The organism is Marinobacterium iners DSM 11526, assembly GCF_900107855.1.
Taxonomy (GTDB): Bacteria; Pseudomonadota; Gammaproteobacteria; order Pseudomonadales; family Balneatricaceae; genus Marinobacterium; species Marinobacterium iners.
This window is the reverse complement of record NZ_FNRJ01000013.1, coordinates 67,455-86,719: the sequence shown is the minus strand read 5'-3', so window position 1 is coordinate 86,719 and position 19,265 is coordinate 67,455. Positions and strand designations below refer to the sequence as shown.

Annotated in this window: 17 protein-coding genes; 9 read left to right on the top strand and 8 right to left on the bottom strand. The window is 56.9% G+C overall.

All coding sequences use genetic code 11. The features are described from left to right. Window positions 1-13 precede the first annotated feature (13 nt). Window positions 14-397 carry a DNA-J related domain-containing protein gene (locus BLV48_RS13505; protein WP_175527679.1) on the bottom strand — a complete coding sequence of 128 codons (384 nt, stop codon included), beginning with the start codon at window positions 395-397 and terminating at the stop codon, window positions 14-16. 106 nt (window positions 398-503) lie between these two features. On the opposite strand from BLV48_RS13505, the gene BLV48_RS13500 reads away from it, so the two are divergent. After that, window positions 504-3,191 (top strand): DUF2339 domain-containing protein, encoded by a 2,688-nt coding sequence (locus BLV48_RS13500; RefSeq protein WP_175527678.1) that lies wholly within the window; start codon window positions 504-506, stop codon window positions 3,189-3,191. Between the two features lie 4 nt (window positions 3,192-3,195). Here the strand turns inward: BLV48_RS13500 and BLV48_RS13495 are convergent, their stop codons facing one another. The 4 genes from BLV48_RS13495 to BLV48_RS13480 all read right to left on the bottom strand — a co-directional run bounded on the left by BLV48_RS13495 (window position 3,196) and on the right by BLV48_RS13480 (window position 9,680). Continuing rightward, the gene (locus tag BLV48_RS13495) at window positions 3,196-6,342 is read right to left on the bottom strand and encodes an efflux RND transporter permease subunit (protein WP_091827319.1); all 3,147 of its coding nucleotides are present in this window, start codon (window positions 6,340-6,342) and stop codon (window positions 3,196-3,198) included. Next, window positions 6,339-7,565: an efflux RND transporter periplasmic adaptor subunit gene (locus tag BLV48_RS13490; protein WP_091827318.1), complete on the bottom strand. Its 1,227-nt coding sequence runs from the start codon at window positions 7,563-7,565 to the stop codon at window positions 6,339-6,341. The genes BLV48_RS13495 and BLV48_RS13490 overlap by 4 nt, the downstream gene beginning before the upstream one ends. After that, complete coding sequence (locus tag BLV48_RS13485) at window positions 7,562-8,959, bottom strand: efflux transporter outer membrane subunit (RefSeq protein WP_139253926.1); 1,398 nt, start codon at window positions 8,957-8,959, stop codon at window positions 7,562-7,564. Before BLV48_RS13485 ends, BLV48_RS13490 begins: the two co-directional genes overlap by 4 nt. Before the next feature lie 130 nt (window positions 8,960-9,089). Next, on the bottom strand, window positions 9,090-9,680 hold the full coding sequence (locus BLV48_RS13480; RefSeq protein ID WP_091827316.1) for a DNA-J related domain-containing protein: 591 nt from the start codon (window positions 9,678-9,680) through the stop codon (window positions 9,090-9,092). Between the two features lie 99 nt (window positions 9,681-9,779). Here BLV48_RS13480 and dacB point away from each other — a divergent pair, with 99 nt between their 5' ends. Further along, entirely contained in the window at window positions 9,780-11,189 is a 1,410-nt protein-coding gene (gene dacB, locus BLV48_RS13475; RefSeq protein WP_091827315.1) for a D-alanyl-D-alanine carboxypeptidase/D-alanyl-D-alanine endopeptidase, read from the top strand. Between the two features lie 60 nt (window positions 11,190-11,249). Here the strand turns inward: dacB and BLV48_RS18995 are convergent, their stop codons facing one another. After that, entirely contained in the window at window positions 11,250-11,387 is a 138-nt protein-coding gene (locus BLV48_RS18995) for a hypothetical protein (protein WP_175527677.1), read from the bottom strand. Between the two features lie 186 nt (window positions 11,388-11,573). On the opposite strand from BLV48_RS18995, the gene BLV48_RS13470 reads away from it, so the two are divergent. Further along, window positions 11,574-11,768: a hypothetical protein gene (locus BLV48_RS13470; protein WP_091827314.1), complete on the top strand. Its 195-nt coding sequence runs from the start codon at window positions 11,574-11,576 to the stop codon at window positions 11,766-11,768. A gap of 438 nt (window positions 11,769-12,206) precedes the next feature. Then, complete coding sequence (locus BLV48_RS13465) at window positions 12,207-12,467, top strand: hypothetical protein (RefSeq protein WP_091827313.1); 261 nt, start codon at window positions 12,207-12,209, stop codon at window positions 12,465-12,467. 49 nt (window positions 12,468-12,516) lie between these two features. Here the strand turns inward: BLV48_RS13465 and pdxH are convergent, their stop codons facing one another. Next, window positions 12,517-13,164, bottom strand: coding sequence for a pyridoxamine 5'-phosphate oxidase (pdxH, locus tag BLV48_RS13460; protein ID WP_091827312.1), 648 nt, complete (start codon window positions 13,162-13,164; stop codon window positions 12,517-12,519). Between the two features lie 108 nt (window positions 13,165-13,272). Between pdxH and BLV48_RS13455 the strand changes: the two genes are divergently transcribed. After that, complete coding sequence (locus BLV48_RS13455) at window positions 13,273-13,965, top strand: hypothetical protein (RefSeq protein WP_091827311.1); 693 nt, start codon at window positions 13,273-13,275, stop codon at window positions 13,963-13,965. Here BLV48_RS13455 and BLV48_RS13450 read toward each other — a convergent pair. Next, window positions 13,962-14,963: a hypothetical protein gene (locus BLV48_RS13450; protein ID WP_091827310.1), complete on the bottom strand. Its 1,002-nt coding sequence runs from the start codon at window positions 14,961-14,963 to the stop codon at window positions 13,962-13,964. The two genes, BLV48_RS13455 and BLV48_RS13450, sit on opposite strands and share 4 nt — an antisense overlap. Window positions 14,964-15,166: 203 nt before the next feature. On the opposite strand from BLV48_RS13450, the gene BLV48_RS13445 reads away from it, so the two are divergent. The 4 genes from BLV48_RS13445 (at window position 15,167) to dapD (ending at window position 19,248) form a co-directional block, all read left to right on the top strand. Continuing rightward, the gene (locus tag BLV48_RS13445; protein ID WP_091827309.1) at window positions 15,167-16,543 is read left to right on the top strand and encodes a class II fumarate hydratase; all 1,377 of its coding nucleotides are present in this window, start codon (window positions 15,167-15,169) and stop codon (window positions 16,541-16,543) included. A gap of 76 nt (window positions 16,544-16,619) precedes the next feature. Further along, a complete protein-coding gene (dapC, locus tag BLV48_RS13440; protein WP_091827308.1) occupies window positions 16,620-17,816 on the top strand; it encodes a succinyldiaminopimelate transaminase in 1,197 nt (398 codons plus the stop codon). Window positions 17,817-17,826: 10 nt separating this feature from the next. Then, a complete protein-coding gene (locus BLV48_RS13435) occupies window positions 17,827-18,174 on the top strand; it encodes an ArsC family reductase (protein ID WP_091827307.1) in 348 nt (115 codons plus the stop codon). Window positions 18,175-18,216: 42 nt separating this feature from the next. Further along, complete coding sequence (gene dapD / locus BLV48_RS13430) at window positions 18,217-19,248, top strand: 2,3,4,5-tetrahydropyridine-2,6-dicarboxylate N-succinyltransferase (RefSeq protein WP_091827306.1); 1,032 nt, start codon at window positions 18,217-18,219, stop codon at window positions 19,246-19,248. The last annotated feature ends 17 nt before the right edge of the window (window positions 19,249-19,265 follow it).

Sequence of the window (19,265 nt, the reverse complement as noted above, 5' to 3'; positions counted from 1 at the left end):
TCGGTGACCGCCCTCAATAACGAGGGCCGGTCACCGAATCCATTAGTTGCTGTACGTCTTCAGCACTGGTCTGTTCAAAATTGTGCCAATCAAGGTAATACTCGCTCAACAATGGGTTGGCCTGCACCTGATCCGATTCATCATGCGCCTTGTGCAACTCGATATGCATCGGTGAAATAACCAGTACACGCTGTTCCTCTTCCCAAAGCACTTGTTGCAAATCATACAACGCATTCATGATGATGAAGTGTTTGCGGTAAAGCGCCAATGCACCGTCCGCGTTCAGTTCATCGAATGCGTGCTGCTGTTCCAGCGTACGCATCAAATGATACTCACTGACCCCTTCTGGGTGTTGTCGCAGTTCATTGAGCACCTGCGGCAGGATAGGATTGATCATGCGACACCTTCTGCACCTGTCTTTCTGTATAGGACCTGTTGCATTATAGTCAATGAGATTCCAGCGCCGGCAATACGGCAGACAAAGGATATGTGCGAGGTCAAGTATGGATGAACTCTGGCTGCTTTTTCTGGCCCTCCCCCTGTTTTTGCTGGTCGGCGCAGGCCTTGGCATTCGAGCCTGGGTGGTGACCCGCCAACTGCGTGAACAGGTAAGTCAGCTGCAACACCAGCTGAAGGCGCTGACGCAACAGGACTCCCATCCGTCAACAAGCACTTCACAACCTGATCAGGAAAAACGGCCAGCTTCAGCCGCTCAAACAGCAGCACCCATACCACCTGTACATGAGCCCCCGGCAGATGCCAACTGGGGCATCATCACCTCAACTTCTGCAGCTTCAGCCGCACCATCTTCATCGCGCCCAACGCCTGACAAACCGCCATCTCAATCGCAGGCAGGGCTGGTTAGACGCTTAACTGACAGCCTTAAAGAAAACTGGATGATCTGGCTGGGTGGCATCTGTGTCGGCCTTGCCGGAGTGTTCATGGTGCACTACTCCATCGAGCAGGGGCTGATGGGGCCTGAAACGCGGGTCATTCTATCAATGATCGCAGGTATGGGATTGCATGGTCTGGCCGAGTGGCTCAGGCGCAAACGCGGCCAGAACGATGTATTCGCAGCGCTTGCCGGTGGAGCCAGTATCATCCTGTATGCCGCACTCTTTGCCGCTTTCAAGCTGCTGGAGAGTATTTCACCCGGATTGATCTTCGCGGGCATGGCGCTGGTGTCCTTTGCCACACTGGCACTTGCCCTGAGGCACGGGCCCGTGCTGGCAGCACTGGGCATGTTGGGCGGCTATCTGGTACCCATTCTGGTCAGCACGGGTTCTGGGCAGATCGAACTGGCACTGGTCTACATCAGCATCCTGACACTGTTTTCGCTCTGGTTACTGGCCTATGTGGAACGCCTTTGGCTCTGGGCAGGTGTCATCATCGGCAGTCTCGGTTGGTGGGGTTTAAGTCTTGCCACTACACCTGCTGACGGGGTGCGCTCGCTTTATCTGCTGGGGTTGGCGTATCTGTTTCTTGCCGTACCCGCTCAGGACTGGCTGCTGCAACAGACAGGGCCCGCTGCCAACCGCTGGCTCGATCTGTTGCATCAGGTTCGTAGCCAACGCCATTGGCCGGTATTGCCAACCCTGATTCTGATCGTATTGGCTCAGGGTTACACACTGGCACTTGAAACCGTCCATGCCAGCAGTTACCTCACTCTGCTGCTACTGCCTGCACTGTTATTGCTGGCCGCAAGCCGGCGCTCACTTTTCAACCCGCTGCCGGCACTGATACTGGCAACAACCGCGCTGGCTGTGGTGATGCCGATGCTGAGTTATTTCGGCGATCAGCTACTGTTTACAGCTCCCGATGCAACCACTCAGGCCGCACTGGTCTCCCGCTTTGTAATGCTGACCATTCTGTTCACGGCAGGCCCTGCATGGCTGGTGTTCAGGCGGGTGCAACATGCCGCCTTCTGGATCGGCCTCGGCTGTTTTACGCCGTTGCTGATGCTGGCACTGAGCTATTACCTGTTTACCGCTTTCAGCAGTGACTGGGCCTGGGGCGGTGCCGCATTAATACTGGGGCTGATCTACCTGGCTCTGTCACGAATCGCCCTGCAGCAGCCCGGCAGCGACCTGGTGCGAGTACTGCTGATCAGCAGTGCCCACCTGGGACTGTCGCTGGCAGCCGTTATCTGGCTGGTGGATGCGACACTGACACTGGCACTGGCCGTTCAGTTAATCAGCCTGTCGTTGCTGCAACGTCGATACCAGCTGCAGTGGTTGCCCTGGGTTATTCGGCTGGTGCTCGCCATCGTAGTATGCCGATTGACCTTCAACCCCTGGCTGTTGAGCTATGCCAACGACAGCCACTGGTCACTCTGGACCTACGGTGGCGCCAGCGCCTGTGCTGCCGCCGCTGCCTGGATTCTGCGAAGTGATGTAAAAATGACTGCCTGGCTACAGGGCGGTGCAGCCCACCTGCTGATACTCACGCTGGCAGCCGAAGTCCGCTGGTGGCTGTATGATGGCGATATTTTCCGGCAGGAATACAGTTTTCTGGAAGCCAGCCTAAACACCCTGATCTGGGGCAGTGCCGGTTGCATCTACCTATGGCGTGCGCGACTCAGCCAGCATCTGACACGTTTCTATCAGGTGATCGCAACACTCCATTTGCTCGCTGCAGCCGCCAATCACCTGATATGGGTTTTACTAATTTTCAACCCGCTCTGGAGCGGTACCGAGATCAGTGGCACCCCGCTGTGGAACCTGCTGCTGATCAGTTACGGTGCCCCCTCGTTGTTGCTGGTACTGCTATGGCGACAGCTACCTGCAGCAATAGGTCGCTGGGCAGGACTGGCCGCCGGGCTGAGCCTGCTGCTGTTCATCTCCATGGAAATCCGCCACCTGTGGCAGGGTGAACTGAGTCTGGCCAGACCGACTCCGGATGGCGAGCTGTACACCTACTCCGCCATCTGGCTGCTATTGGCCTCGGCAGCACTGCTGGGGGGAAGTTGGCTCCACAGTCGGACACTCTACCGCAGTGGAATGGCATTGCTGCTGGTTGTGGTCGCCAAGCTATTCCTGATCGACATGTCAGACCTGACAGGGCTCTGGCGGGTAGCCTCCTTCATGGGGCTAGGGTTGGGACTGCTGGCGTTGGCATGGCTGCATCAACGGCTAACGCCGGCAGAAGACCTGCCGCATGAGCCTGCCCCTCGGACCGGAGCGGGCTCGTGAAGGGTCAGTGAGTGCTGACAGGCTCGGGGCGCTTCGCCAGTCGACGCCCGAGTCTGCGCAGATCTTCCAACAGCATGAAGTTGACCGGCACCATGATCAATGTGACGACCGTCGCAAAGATGATGCCGAAGCCCAACGAAACTGCCATCGGGATCAGGAACTGGGCCTGCACCGCCTTTTCAAACAACAGTGGCATTAAGCCGATAAAAGTAGTGAGCGAAGTCAGCATCACAGGTCGGAAGCGTGCAACCCCCGCAACCAGCACCGCCTGTCGCGTTGCCTCGAAGTGTGAGTGCTCTCCTCCCGCCTGCAGCTCCTTGCGCCGCTGGTTGGTGAAGTCCACCAGTACCAGGCTGTCGTTCACCACTACGCCAATCAGAGCCATCAACCCCAGCAGGCTCATGATGGTCAGGTCCATCCCCATGATCCAGTGACCAACAATCGCTCCAATGGCGCCAAAAGGAATCACCGACATCACAATCAGCGGTTGCAGGTAGGAGCGGAACGGGATTGCCAACAGGCTGTAGATCACGAAAAACACGAATGCCAGCCCCAGTGCCAGCGAGGCAAAGGACTCCCGCTGCTCTTCGGCCTCCCCTTCAAGGCTAAATTCTGCACCGGGATATTGCAGCACCAGCTCAGTCAAAAATTCGTTTAGATCGCGATTCAGCACCGTGGTATTGGTGTTGACCTTGTCCATATCGGCGACCACATTGGCGGTACGATACTGGTCAACACGGTAGATGGCCGAAGGGCTTTTGCCCGGCACCAGCTGCGCCACTTCATCCAACGGTACCTGCCCGGCACCCGGGGTGTTGATCAGAATCCCCTTGAGGCCGGCAATCGCCTGACGCTCTTCCAGCGGCAAACGTACCATCACCCTTACATCGTCTCGGCCACGCTGTACCCGCTGCACCTCGATACCGAAAAAGTTCTGCCGCACCTGACGAATGATGTCACTGCGAGTCAGGCCAAGCAGATGAGCCTGTGGTGTCAGCTCCAGCTGCAGCTCTTCCTTGCCGTCTGACAGGTTATCGGCGATATCAAACAGGGTGGGATAGGTTTCCAGTCGCGCCTTTACCTGCTGCGCCATGGCACGCAGATCATCCACATCTCCCGAGCGCAACTCGATGCTGACCGGGTCACTGGCTCGCCCTATTTCCGCTCTGAAAGTCAGCGTCTCGGCTCCGGGGATCGGCCCGATTCGCTCACGCCATTCGTTAATGAGTGTCGAAGCGCTCACCTCCTGCTCCCGCTCTTCAGCCGGCTGCAGCTCAAAGCGAATTCGGCCCGTTTCGGCACTGCCACCGGCACCGGTAGTGGAAAATATATTCATGATCACACTTTCACCGGTATTCGGATCCCGGTAGTCCTCCTGCAGTGCCCGAGCCGCTTCGACCATCCGCACGATATGGCGGTCGGTCACTTCAAAGGGGGTACCGCTGGGCATCGTCAGTGAAGCGCGCGCCGTATCCGCTTCAACCCGCGGGAAAAACACGAAGCGTGTCCAGCCCGACAGAATAAAGGCCAGTATCAGAATGAACACGCCGCTGAACAGCGCCAGTGTAGTCAGTCGATGTTTCAGGCTCAGCGCCAGCAACGGCTGATAATACTTGAGAATCATGCGCTCAAAACCATCGGCAAAACGCTGCTGCATCTGCGACAGCCTTCCCTGCTGTTCAACTTCGTTCTGACGCAGCTTGAGGTGCTTCAAGTGGGCCGGCAATACGAACTTGGATTCGATCAGCGAAAACAGTAGCACCGGAATAACAACGACCGGTATCTGGGCGAACAGCGCACCACGGGCACCCTCGATAAAGCCAATTGGCAAGAATGCTGCAACCGTGGTCAGCACACCGAAGGTCACCGGTACCGCTACTTCCTGTGTGCCACGAATGGATGCCTGCAGACCGGACTCGGCATTGCGCAGGTGACTGTAGATGTTCTCACCAGTGACGATGGCATCATCCACCACAATCCCCAGTACCAGAATAAAGCCGAACAGTGACAGCACGTTCAGGGTAACGCCGAACAGTGGCATAACCAGAAAGGCGCCCATAAAACTCACCGGTATACCGATAAACACCCAGAACGCGATGGAGGGGCGCAGGAACAAAGTCAGCAGCAGCAACACCAGGATGCCGCCCTGCAGTGCGTTTGTGGTCAGCGTTTTGATGCGGCTTTTGACCAGCAGTGAACCGTCGCCCCAGTAACTCAGCTCCAGCCCCTGCGGCAGGTTGGCCTGCTGCTTATGAACATAGGCCTTGACCTTGTCGGCCACTTCGATGGCACTTTGATCACCGACACGATAGACATCCAGCATTGCTGCAGGTTTGCCGTTAAACCGGGTACGCAACGCCGACTCTTCAAAGCCATCGGTCACGTTGGCGATATCCCTCAGTCGCAGCAAACTGCCATCGGTGTTGGCCTTGATGACCAACGGCTCAAACTGGTCACGATAGTACGCCTGCCCCTTGGACCGGATCAGAATATCGCCGCCATCGGTGCGGATGTTGCCGGCTGAGAGATCCAGTGAGCTGTTGCCGATCCGCTCGGCCACTTCCGACAGCGTCAGATCGTAGGCGCGCAGCTGATCCTGTGAAAGCTCGATAGCGATCTCGTAGTTGCGTACCCCGTCCAGCTCGACCTGAGTGATCCCCGGCGTGCGCAACAGATCATCACGCACCCGCTCGGCATAGCCGCGCAGCTCCTGTTCACTCAGCTCTCCGGCGACGGCGACCGTAATCACGTCACGCTTGAAAGTGGCCAGTGAGATGACCGGTTGATCCGCCTCACTGGGGAAAGTGCCAATTTCATCCACGCGTGACTTCACATCCGCCAACAACTCACGGGCATCGTAGCCGCTGTCGACTTCGATCGTGATCGTCGCCCCCCCTTCCACTGAACGGCTGTTGATCTGTTTCACCCCTTCCAGATCACTGACCGCCTCCTCGACCCGGGTTGCAAGACTCAGCTCGGCATCTTCAGGAGTTGCGCCGCGCAGACTGACATTGACACTGATGGTGTCGGTCTCGAAACTGGGAAAAACCTCCAGCGGAATATTGTATTTGAGTGACATCAAACCGGTGAAGAGAATGGTGACCATCAGCAGGTTGGCGGCCACATGGTTGCGTGCGAACCAGGCGATCATGGCTGTTCTCCTGCTGCACGGCGCTGACCTTGTACTGCAGGCCCTTCGGAGGGTTGTTCCGATTCAGGCTTGGCCGCACCACGGATTTTGACCGGAGTACCTGAAATCACCTGACCGAGCGACGTCAGCACCAGTTCGTCACCGGGCTCAAGCCCCTCGCCAATCAAGGCCTCGGTCTCATTCTGCCAGTCAATGCGGATCGGCTGACGCTGCAGTACACCGTTCTCAACACGGTAGACATAACTGCCCTGATAGATGGCACGGTTGGGAATCACGATTGCATCCGGAATTTCCCGCCCCTCGATGCGCGCAGTGACGTACTGACCCACTTTCAGCGGAACCCGATCAACTGCTTTCTCGCCATAGGGGTCATCCAGCTGCGCCAGCACATGTAACTGACGGCTGGTGGCATCGATAGCGCCTTCCGTCTGCACAATACGGCCGCTCCAAACTTCACGCTGGACCAGATCAGAGATCAGCTCCACCCGTGGCTGTGTGCCACCGGTCTGGTCAAAGCGATATTCTTCGGGCAGATCCACAAAGCCAAGATCACGACTCTGCAACGGCAGACGCACTTCGAGATAGTCCACTGCGTAGATCTCGGCAAGGGTGGTATTGCTGGACACCACCTGCCCCAAATCAACACTTTTTTCCAGTACACGGCCGGCATAGGGGGCACGGATGCGGGTCCGTTCCAGATTAAGCCGCGCTTTGGCCAACACCGCCTCGGCCGACGCCAGACTGGCACGGGCACTGGCCAGTTGAGGCTTGCGCAACACCAGTGCCGGTGCTTGCCCGGAGTTCCCCAGACGCTCCCAGTCTGCAGCGGCCTGGTCAGCCCGTGCCTGTTCTTCGGCCAGTTGCTGTCGGGCACTGATCACGCTGGCTTCAGCCTGCGCCACTTCGGCCGCATAGTCACGGCTATCTAGCCGGATCAGCTCTTCACCCTTCTCGAAAAAGCCTCCAGCACGGAAATCAGCGGCCAGCCAGACAACCTCACCGCTAACCTGCGGTTGCAGAGTGCTTTGGGTACGTGGCCGAATGCGACCGTAGCTTTCGATCATCACCCGGTAGGGAGCAGCAGCAATGGTTTGGGTATCTACATTGATTCTGGCCGGTTGCGGCGGCTTACCACGGTGCACTTCAGGTGGATTGCTGTATATAAGCCAACCGAGTGTGGCCATTACCAGAATGACGATCAGGGGAAGAATACGTTTGATCATTGTCCGGCAGGCTCCTGCTCAGGCTCTGTTGTTGGAAGGTCGGTTTGAAAAGTGCCGCCCAGCGCACGATACAGCTCGATCCGGTTCTGGAGCAGCTGGCGGCGCAGCCCCAATACACTGGTCTGGGCATCAAAGGAGCGTCTCTGGGCTTCCAGAACGGTGGTGTAGCTGGTCAAGCCCTTCTGATACTGCTCAAAGGCCAGGTTTTCGGCATGCACGGCATTGCGCTGAGCCTCAAGGTACTGCGCATGGCGTTCGAGCAAACTCTGTCGAAGCGACAATGCATTTTCCACCTCGGCCAATGCGGCATACACTGCTTCCAGCCAGCGTTGTTCCAGCTCCTGCCGACGCGCCAGCGCCTGATCCTGCAACGATGCCTTGCGACCGGCATCGAACAGTGTTTGCGTCAGCCTCGCACCTATGCTCCAGCTCAGGTTGCCCAGTGACAACAGATCACTGAGGGCATCACTGCTGCCCCCAAGGCCCGTACTGGTCAGACCAAGGCTGGGAAAGCGATCACGGTGGGCAGCGGCCAGAGCCGCATCGGCTGATAATAGTTCCAGCCACTGCTGCTGCAGATCGGGGCGACGGGTCAACACATCGGCCGGCAAACCTGCCGGTATGTCAGTCTCCAGCCAGGGCAACGCGGCTTCTGCGATCAACCGGGCGGACGGATAGCGCCCGAGCAGCAACTCCAGCTCACGACGAATTTCAGCCAATTGCTGAGTTTGCTGTTCAACACGGGCGTTTTCGGCATGCAGGTTGTTACGCGCCAGATACAGGTCCAACGCCTCATTCAGCCCCTGGCGATAGCCGGATGCAATCACCTCGACATTCTGTGCCAGATTGTCACGACGCTGACGGTACAGGTCGAGCAGCAGCTGGGCTTCCTGCAGAGCAAACCACTGAGTGCCAAGCTTGACCACCAGCGATTGTTCCTGTTGTCGCAACCCGGCTTCAGCCGCAGCCAGATCAAGTCGGGCCTGACGCTGACGCGCACTGAGTCGGCCCCACAGATCCAGATCCAGGCTGATACTGAAATCGAGGGAGTCTACCCGATCACTGTCTTCCCTGCGGGTACTGCCCAGATTAAGCGCCAGCGAAGGCAACCGATCTGCACGGCTTATATCCACAGCTTCACGGCTGCGACTCACATTGTACCGAGCGGCCTGCAGTCCGTGATTGGCCGCCAGGGCTTCCGTCGCCAGTTCCTGCAAACGTGGATCATTCAGTTGCACCAGCCAGCCACGCAGCTCTTCCGAGACCGGTTCCGTGTCGCTCCCTTCAGCGCTGGTCCAGTTGTCGGGCAGTTCGGGTTGCGGCGACATCAATTTTGGCGGGCTGCTGCAGGCGCTCAGCACCAGCAGCATGGGTAAAAGGAGTAGGATTCGCACATCGGTTCCCTGTTTCGTACGGATACAAACCGGCAGCGCGCATCATAGAGTGCGCCAGCCAGTCCCGTGAGAGCCTTATATTAGAGGATTGTTCCTTTAGCGGCAGCGGCTTTTACAGATCTTTACATGCTCAGCCGCCGGAGCGGAGCAGTTCGTAGGCACGGCGAACTTCAATGAACGCCTCACTGTCTCCCCCTTTGTCAGGGTGAAGCTGAGCGGCCAGTTGGCGGTAACGACTGCGAATTTTTTCCTGGCTGGCACCGGCGTCAAGCTCCAGTGTTTCCAGAGCCTTGTGCCGCGCACCGGGATGATCGAGTTGCTCCATGAAACCGGCCAGCAGGCGCTGTACATCTCGTGCACTGGTGTGTTGCAGCTGCGTCCAGTCAAGATAGTAGTCACGCAGAGGATCGGCTGCTCCGGGGACAGATGCCTGCTCGGTGATACTGTCTACCGGTTCAGCATGGCAGCGTACACTAAGCGGAGAAATTTCAAGTCTCAGTTGTTCTTCGTACCAGAGGCGGGTCTGCAAAGTATAAAGACCGTGCATGATCATGAAGTGTTTCTGAAACAGGCGTAGCTGATAGTCATCGGCCAGTTCGGCAAAGGCAGGATGCGCTTCCAGCCCTTTCATCAGCCTGAACTCGCTGATCCCGTCCGGATGGGCCCTCAGCAGGGCCAGCAGTTCAGGGATCAGGGGGTTTGAAGCTATGTCAGGGCTCATTTCGACTCCGTTCAGCGCTGTATTTGTTCAGTGGCGGTCTGGCACAATGCACCTATTATTCGATTCAACTCCCCAGCTCAAACAAAAGGCAGACTCACCATGCTGTTGCGACTTTTTATCCTGCTGTTACTGGCGCCTGTTGTCCATGCTCAGGAGTGGAAAAAAATTCTTGATCTGGCACCTGAAGGCAGTCAGATGGCACTTGTGGTGGCACCCTTGAGTACAACGGGTGCCCTGGAGATCGATTATCGCGGCGACACTCTGCTGCCTCCGGCCAGCACGTTGAAACTGTTTACCGCCACAGCCGCCGAGCTGACCCTGGGGCCGGACTACCGCTTTCCCACTCGCCTTTGGCAACGCGGCCAACAGCAGGGTGGTCGCTGGCAGGGTGACCTGCTGTTTGAATTCACCGGCGCACCTGACCTGAGCGTGGCCCAGCTGGGTGAATTACTGACACAACTGCGCCAACAAGGTGTACGCGAAATAGAAGGAAACATTCTGCTCGATACCAGCCGTTTCAGCGGTTACGACCGTGCCCACGGCTGGCCCTGGAATAATCTGGGCGTATGTTACAGCGCACCCGTGGCGGCATTGACCCTCGAAGGCAACTGTATTCAGGCCAGCCTGAATAGCCGCGGCAGCGGTAAGCCCGCCCGCTTCTTTGTGCCGGCCCACCAGCCGATCGAAGTCACGTCCAGCGTAATGGTGCTGCCAGAAGAACAGATCGAACAACAGCTGTGCGAACTGGAAGCGCGCTTGGGTCCTGGCAACCGTTACCATCTCAGCGGCTGCATCAGTGATCAGCGTGATGTACTGCCGCTCAAGTTTGCCATCAACGACCCTGTTGCACACGGCAAGGCACGTATTCGTCAGGAACTCAGCCGACAGGGTATCGTACTAAGAGGCGATATTGTGCCGGGGGCACTGGGTTCGGGTTGGCAACTGCTGGCGCAGGTACAGTCAGCGCCGTTGGCTGAACTGTTGCAACAGACCCTGCAGCGTTCCGACAACCTGATTGCAGACTTGTTGCTTAAAACCCTGCCGATCCACTCCGGTGAAGCCGGCAGTTTTGCAAGCGGCGTCCGCGCCATGAAAACGATTATCCAACAGCATACCGGTGTTGACCTGCACCTGGCGGCTCTCAGTGACGGCTCAGGCCTGTCACGGGACAATTTGATTCAGGCCCGCCAGCTGGCCAACCTGCTGCGCTGGCTGGCTGCCCACTCCGAACTTCACAGCTACCAGTCACTGCCGGTTTCGGGTGCCAGCGGTACCCTGAAATACCGTGCCAGCACACGACAACCCCCGTTGCAGGGAGCGATCAAGGCGAAAACGGGCACCGTCAACGGAAGCCGCAATCTGGCCGGATACATCGATACGGCCTCAGGTGAACGCTATGTATTTGTACTGCTGCTGAGCAGTATCAGCCTGCCGGAAAAATTCCACGGCCCCAGCCCGATCACGGCATTTGAACGTGAGCTGCTGGAATGGATTTACCACAACGGCTGAAAAAACAAACCCGCCAAGTTCGGCGGGTTTGTTTTCATGTCCTGTTGGCGGCCAGAAAGATTATTTCTGTTTTTTGCCGTCTTCATTCATCAGCTTGCGAACCTTGATAAAGGCCCACACCATCACTGCAGCCATACCCACAATACCCAGCAGGCTCGGCGCCAATACCTCGAAGCTGTACAGATCAATCCCGAACATCACAATCACCTTTACGTTCGTTACCCTAGTTGGGAACAGATTACCTCTTAAGCCTGGAGCACATATTGACTCAGCTCAACGAGTCCTCCTCTCGACTTTTCAGCATAGCTCATCAGTACAATCCAACTTGAAAAACGCTCACATCTGGCGCATATCTAAATCAGCACATTCAAAAAGGAGATCACCATGTACTCACACAAGAACTGGACGCCGGAACAGATCAGCAAGATGAACGAAGAGAAATTCCTGATCGAGATGCTGGACATGTTCCGTTTTTCACCCTCCAACGATGACAACAGCGCTGTTGAGCAGATGCGTAAGCAGCTCGATGCAGTTGAGCAAATCCTGCAGACCAGGCTCGAGACCAAGCGCTCAAACTGATCCGCTCACCGGGCAGCCGTTCAGGCTGCCTGCTTTTCCCGTCTCCCCCGCTTAATCTTGCCCCTTAGCCCCCCTCCCACTGCCAGAACCTGAGCTGACTCATAATCTGCTTTTACATCCTCCCAGGCAGCTATCGACCATACCCAGCAATGAAAAATCAAAAACTGCTTAATGATTAATCATAAATATCATTTCGATCAATCAAAATATTAATAAATAACAAAAAGATCTAAGTAAAAAATGAAATATTTTCCTTTATAAACAATAGGTTATGCAAAATCATATCCAGCTGCGAAAAATCCAGAATAAAATCTAAAAAATCCTTTATTTTCAATTGGTTATATATGAAATAACAGGCCTGTTTTTTTGCCATTCATCAGTATTGCATTTATAATTATCATTAATAGATAAATGATGAATCACAAAAGGATTAAGACGATGCAAGAGAAGGAAATAAAATTGCTTTTCAAGGCGGGGGTGTTTGATTCCTGCCAGGCGATTCCGGTCTCGATGTCACGCGGTTGGACCCTGAAATTCATCACGCGTGATCAGGAGGTGGTGACACTCAACCTGCAGCGCTCAAAAGGGGAACGGGAATTCAAAAGCCTGGATGGTGCAGCAGCGGTTGCCCGTCGAATCGGGTTCGACTGGCTCAACGTGCAGATTGGCGACTTGCAGTGGCGTGAAAAGGTGTCTTGAGGAGGAGTCGGCAGGTCAACAACCAGCCAACTCCCGTGTAGCGGTTTAATCAGGGTTGCAGACGTTCTATCTGCCAGCCGGTGTCATTGTACTGGTAGCGGAAGCGATCATGCAGGCGGTTCTCCCGTCCCTGCCAAAATTCGTACAGCTCGGGTATCAGCCGATAACCACCCCAGGTTAACGGACAGGGAATGACGGCTCCCTCAAAGGTTTGATCCAGCTCGGCTACGCGCTGTTCCAGCGTGATACGATGATCAATCGGGAAGCTTTGATGCGAAGCTGCCGCACTCAGCTGACTGCCGCGCGGCCGTTCGTGAAAGTAGGTCTCGCCCATTGCGTGATCAAGCTGCTCGACACGTCCACGGATCCGCACCTGACGCTCAAGTCCGCGCCAGTAAAACAGCAACTCGGCTTTCGGGTTCTGCTGCAACTGCTCCCCCTTCTCGGAGCGAAAATCAGTGAACCAACAGAAACCATCCGCATCGAAACGCTTGAGCAGCACAATACGTGCGGCTGGCCAGCCATCCGCACCGGCCGTGGCAAGAGTCATTGAGGTTGCATCGTCGGGATAGGCCTCCAGCGCCTGCTGCATCCAGTGACCAAACTGCTCCAGCGGGTCAGCCGCCAGCTCGGCACGACTCAGTCCCGCCGCCACATATTCGCGGCGCAGGGCACTGATTTCGGGGGTATCACTCATAGATTTCTCCAGTCGAATGGGCTCAAGCGGTTACTATAACCGAAACAATCAGGGTTATACTGCCCGGGATCACGCGGGGTGCAGTTCAGATCAAGGAGATTGAAATCGATGCATGGACCAAAACAGACAAGACGGATACTTGGGTTATTGCTGACAGGCTTGCTGCTTGGCGGCTGCGCAGCCAGTGGCAATGAGCGTCCGTTCCAGTTTAAAAACCTGGGCAAGTCCGAGATCGATATGGTCGCCGATCTGCATGTTGAAACAGTTACTCATCTGGCGCGAGAGCTGGCTATCAAGCTGTACAAGCGCAACCCGCGGGAACTGGCGAAAGTACCCGGTATGACCATTGAAAGACGCCTGGAATTGCTGCTGAACTCCCCTCGACTAATCACCCACCCAGAACTGAACAACCTGTATGCAGAGAAAGCCGTGCCACTGGCGTTTGATCCCGCGTTTCAGGGCGACCGGGTATTTGCACTGATGGTCGGCATTACCGGGATGCTGCACGCTTCGTACAGTTATCGTGACGAGTTTTACATGCTCAATGAGATGGATCAGCAAAAACTGTACAACTGCGCCCGTAATCTGGAAGCCGTGGCCTGGCGACTCAATACCTACCGGCAGGAAAACGGTGAGCCTTTCCTGTACGCCAACAGCCCAACCAATCTAAGCTACGAGCGCATTATGTCCAAGTTGATCGCCCATCAGGACATGATGGCAAAAATTGTCTCTGACTCATCCAACCGGGCGATCAATACCGTGGTGCATGGCATCGCATCAACCACCTTGCTGCCGATCTAGCTGCTACACAACGGCTTAAGCACGCGAATATCCGCGATTTTGTGGTTTTCGTTCAGAAACAGGGTGACATCAGCCTGATCAGGCATTTCGTCCAGCATGGCCCGGGTCAGGCGTTCATAGTGCTGAATGAAACGTTTGATTTCGTTACCATCCATGATTCGCAGATGGTCAGTCGGCTGCTGAGTGTCATAGATATACTGGATCCGCTCGGCCAGTTTTTTCTCCTGCAGCGAACGCCACTCATACACCGCATCCATACTCGGTACGCAGAGCATCAGCAATACATCCAAACGTGAAAACAGCTCTCGATAGGGCCCTTTCAGCTGTTCATTGACATGCCGCCGCCAAATTCCATGCGGGTCTTCGTTGCGCTCAAGAATATTCACCGGCTCAACCAGCGTTTCCTCCTGCTGCGGCTGCGCGCCGACGCACCAGCCCTCGAGCACGATCAGATCCGCGCCACCGATCCATTCCTGCCACACCGAGTCGGGGCAGCGATCATCGATCGACTTGTCGAACACCGGAATTTTGGTCACCCGTTCGGGATCATCGGCGCACAGGCTGTCGATAATCTCCATGCCCAGCTCTACATCATGTGTACCGGGTACGCCTCGGGTGACAAACAGAGGATGAATGCTGCGCGCCATCGCCTCGCGGTCGGCACGGGTCTTGTAGATATCATCGATGGAGAAACCCACCACTCGCAGATCAAACCCTTCTCCCAGAATCACTTCCAACAGATTGAACAGGGTCGACTTGCCGGCACCCTGCGCACCGTTGATGCCCAGCACCAGCGGTCCTTCCTGCTGTCGCTTGCGCGCCAGAATCCAGGCAGCCAGCGGCACATAGATCTCCTCGAACATCTCCTTCAGGCCGATATCCACCTTCAATGATTCCAGGGTGGCAGCGAACGCCTGCTCCACCGCCTGCACGGCATGACGACGTTCTTCAACACTGAGGCAGAGCTGGTCGCGCGGCCAGCGAGTAAGCAAACTCATGGGTGATCACTCTTGAAGCAGGGAACAGATGAACGGAACGAGAGTCTACCCCATATTATCCAAACACCGATACTTTGCACTCCGGGGTGATCCTGCACCCATCAAACGGTATTTGACGCTATGCGCATCCGCCCCGGATTGTGTATAAACTGATTGTACAACACCCGGTTCGGGACCATTTAAAAACGCACAGGGAGCCAAGCATGAATCCGGAATTTCGCACCGAGCATGACAGCATGGGTGAGGTACAGGTACCCCGTGATGCCCTGTACGCCGCACAGACCCAACGGGCTGTGGATAACTTTCAAATCAGTGATCTGTGCCTGCCGGCTTCGTTCATCACAACGCTGGCCCAGATCAAGGCAGCCTGCGCACGTGCCAATGCGGAGCTGGGCCTGCTGGAAAAAGAGCAGGCAGATGCCATTGTTGACGCAGCCGACCAGCTGATCGCTGGTGAACATCTCGACCAATTCCCGGTGGACGTATTCCAGACCGGCTCCGGCACCAGCAGCAACATGAACATGAACGAAGTGCTCAGTGCGCTGATCAAGCAGCGCACTGGCCTTGAGCTGCACCCGAATGATCACATCAACATGAGCCAAAGCTCGAACGATGTGATCCCCACCTGCATTCATGTCAGCGCACTGCTGCAGCTGGAAAACAGCCTGATCCCGGCACTGCGCCATCTGGTCGGCATTCTGACGCGCAAGCGCTCTGAGCTGTCCCAGATCGTCAAGACCGGTCGTACCCATCTGATGGATGCCATGCCTATCCGCATGGATCAGGAGGTATCAGGCTGGCTGACACAGATACAGGACTGCATCGCACGACTGGAAAGCGTGCGCCCGCGACTGTTGCAGGTGGCTCAAGGCGGAACGGCGGTGGGTACCGGGGTCAATGCCCCGCGCGCCTTCTCACGCCTGTTCTGCCGTCAGCTCAGCATTCGTACCGGCTTGACCCTGCAGCCTGCACAGAACCACTTTACGGCTCAGGCCTGTCAGGATACGGCAGTTGAGCTGTCCGGCCAGCTCAAGACCTGCGCCACGGCATTGATGAAAATTGCCAATGATCTGCGCTGGATGAACTCCGGCCCACTGGCAGGTCTTGGCGAAATCGCCCTGCCTGCCCTGCAACCTGGCTCTTCCATCATGCCCGGCAAGGTCAACCCGGTGATCTCCGAAGCAGTCATGATGGCCGCCGCTCAGGTGTGTGGCAACGATGTCAGCATCAGCATTTGTGGCCAGCACGGCAACTTTCAGCTCAATACCATGCTGCCGCTGATTGCCTACAACCTGTTGCAGAGCGAGATGCTGGTCGCCAACGCTGCCGTCACACTGGCCGACAAGGCGATCGAAGGCTTTACGGTCAACAGCAACAATATCGAGGCGGCCCTGTCGCGCAACCCGGTTCTGGTCACGGCACTCAACCCGGTTCTGGGCTATGAGCAGGCGGCCACCCTTGCCAAACAGGCCTATACCGAAGGTCGACCCATCGTTGACGTGGTCGTGGAACAGACCGACCTTGAGCGCGAAGAGGTGGAAGGTCTGCTCGATCCGCTGCGCTTAACTGGCATCGAATAGGCCGCTTCCGCTATACTTTTGCGCCTGAAATCTGGCCTAAAACCCTGCACTTTGCAGGGTATGACAGGAAACTTGCATGAACCGCGATCTCGACCGACTGCAGCCCTACCCGTTTGAGAAACTGGCCGTCCTCAAGGCCGGTGTTCAGCCCCCCAAAAGCCTTGAGCACATCTCGCTCGGCATTGGAGAGCCCAAACATCCGGCTCCGCCCTTCGTAACCGATGTACTGGCGGAAAACCTCAGCGGTGTTTCCACCTACCCGACCACCAAGGGGATGCCGGAACTGCGTCAGGCGATGGCGAGCTGGTGCGAACGCCGCTTCGGTCTGCAGACCGACAGCATGGACCCTGAGCGCAACATTCTGCCGGTCAACGGTACCCGTGAAGCGATCTTTGCTTTCACTCAGGCGGCGGTCGAGCGCAAGCCCGGTGCTCTGGTCATGTCCCCTAACCCCTTCTATCAGATCTATGAAGGGGCCACCTATCTGTCCGGGGCCGAACCTTACTACCTCAACTGCCTGGCCGAAAACGGCTTTATCCCCGATTATGATGCCGTTCCAGCGGATATCTGGCAGCGAACCCAGCTGCTGTTTGTCTGCTCACCGGGTAACCCAACCGGGGCCGTGCACAGTGTCGAGACCCTGAAAAAGCTGATCGCCCTGGCCGATGAACATGACTTCATCATCTGCTCGGATGAGTGCTATTCCGAGCTGTACCCGGACGAGAACAACAAGCCGGCCGGATTACTGCAGGCCTGTGCCGAGCTGGGCCGGAACGACTATGCCCGCTGCATCGTGTTCCACAGCCTCTCCAAGCGCTCCAACCTGCCCGGCATGCGCTCCGGTTTTATCGCCGGTGATGCCAGCCTGCTGGAACCTTTCCTGCTCTATCGTACCTACCACGGCTGCTCCATGCCGGTTCAGCACCAGCTGGCCTCCATCGCCGCCTGGAATGACGAAGGCCACGTATACGAAAACCGCTGCCAGTATCGACATAAGTTCGATGCGGTGCTGCGCGTACTGCAGCCGGTGATGGATGTGAAACAGTCCGATGCCAGCTTCTATCTCTGGGCACCCACCCCGATGGCGGATGATGAATTTGCCAAGGGTCTATTCGCACAGCAGAATCTGACCGTGCTGCCGGGCCGCTACCTGTCCCGCGAAGTGGACGACGTGCTGCCGGGGTCCGGTTTTGTGCGCATGGCACTGGTGGCAACGGTATCCGAGTGTGTTGAAGCGGCCGAACGCATTCGCCGCTATATTGAATCCCTGTAAGGAGTTGCCCGTGACCACGCTGTACGGCATCAGCAACTGCGACACCGTGCGCAAGGCGCGCAAATGGCTGGAAGCCCGTGGTGTTGCATTTGAATTTCACGACTTCCGCAAACAAGGCCTTGAAGCCGACAAGGTCGAGCATTGGTGCAACAGGGTCGGACTGGACAAGGTGCTGAACAAGCGCGGCACCACCTGGCGCCAGCTGCCAGATGAGATCAAGACCACCACTGATGCCACCGCATTGCAGGCATTGATGGTCGAACAGCCGACTCTGATCAAGCGCCCGGTGCTGGAACTGGACGACGGTCGGGTTGAAGTCGGCTTTAAAGACACCGATTACGCGGCCCTGTTCGACTGAACAGTGCCTCCCTTTTTGATGAATCGAACAACGGAGTAAACAATGGCGAATTTCGCATTTGGTTTGGGTGTAGGTACAAAATCGTCTGCCGGCGACTGGCTGGAGGTGTACTACAACGCACCGCTGCTGAACGCGGATGACACGCTGATTGCCGCCGTGGCCGACAAGGTGGGTTACGAGGGCGGCAACCAGACCATCGAACTGAACGCCTCCCAGCTGAAGGCACTGGAAGCGGCCTTCCTGTCCGTGGACGCCGAAGCTCAGGCTGAAGTGGTTGAGATCCTGGAAGGCACCCAGCAGCCGCTGGTCCTCTGCATCCTGGAAACCGACGCTGCGCCGCAGACCACCGCCGAGGTGTACCTGAAGCTGTCGCTGTTGTCGCACCGTCTGGTCAAGCCGCACGGCATCGACCTGAGCGGCATGTTTCCGCTGCTGCCGAATGTGGCCTGGACCAATGAAGGCGCCGTTGCACTGGACGACCTGCCGCGCCGTCAGCTCTCGGCTCGTGCTCAGGGCAAGGTGCTGGACGTATTCTCCGTCGACAAGTTCCCGAAAATGGCCAACTACGCGGTACCGGCCGGCATTCGCATCGGTGACGCATCACGTATCCGTCTGGGCGCCCACGTGGGCGAAGGCACCACCGTGATGCATGAAGGTTTCATCAACTTCAACGCCGGCACCCTGGGCGTGAGCATGGTTGAAGGCCGCATCTCCGCTGGTGTTGTCGTGGGCAACGGCTCCGATATCGGTGGCGGCGCGTCCACCATGGGCACGCTGTCCGGTGGCAACAACGTGGTGATCTCTGTGGGTGAGAACTGCCTGCTGGGCGCCAACGCCGGTCTCGGCCTGCCGCTGGGTGATCGTTGCACCATTGAAGCAGGACTGTACGTTACCGGTGGTTCCAAGGTCACCCTGCTGGACGAGCACAACCAGGAAGTGGGCGTAGTCAAGGCTGGCGAACTGGCCGGCACCCCGGACCTGCTGTTCCGCCGCAACTCGCAGAATGGTCGCATCGAGGTGAAAACCAACAAGAGCGCCATCGAGCTGAACGCCGAGCTGCACAAGCACAACTGAGCGTAACAGCGCTGACC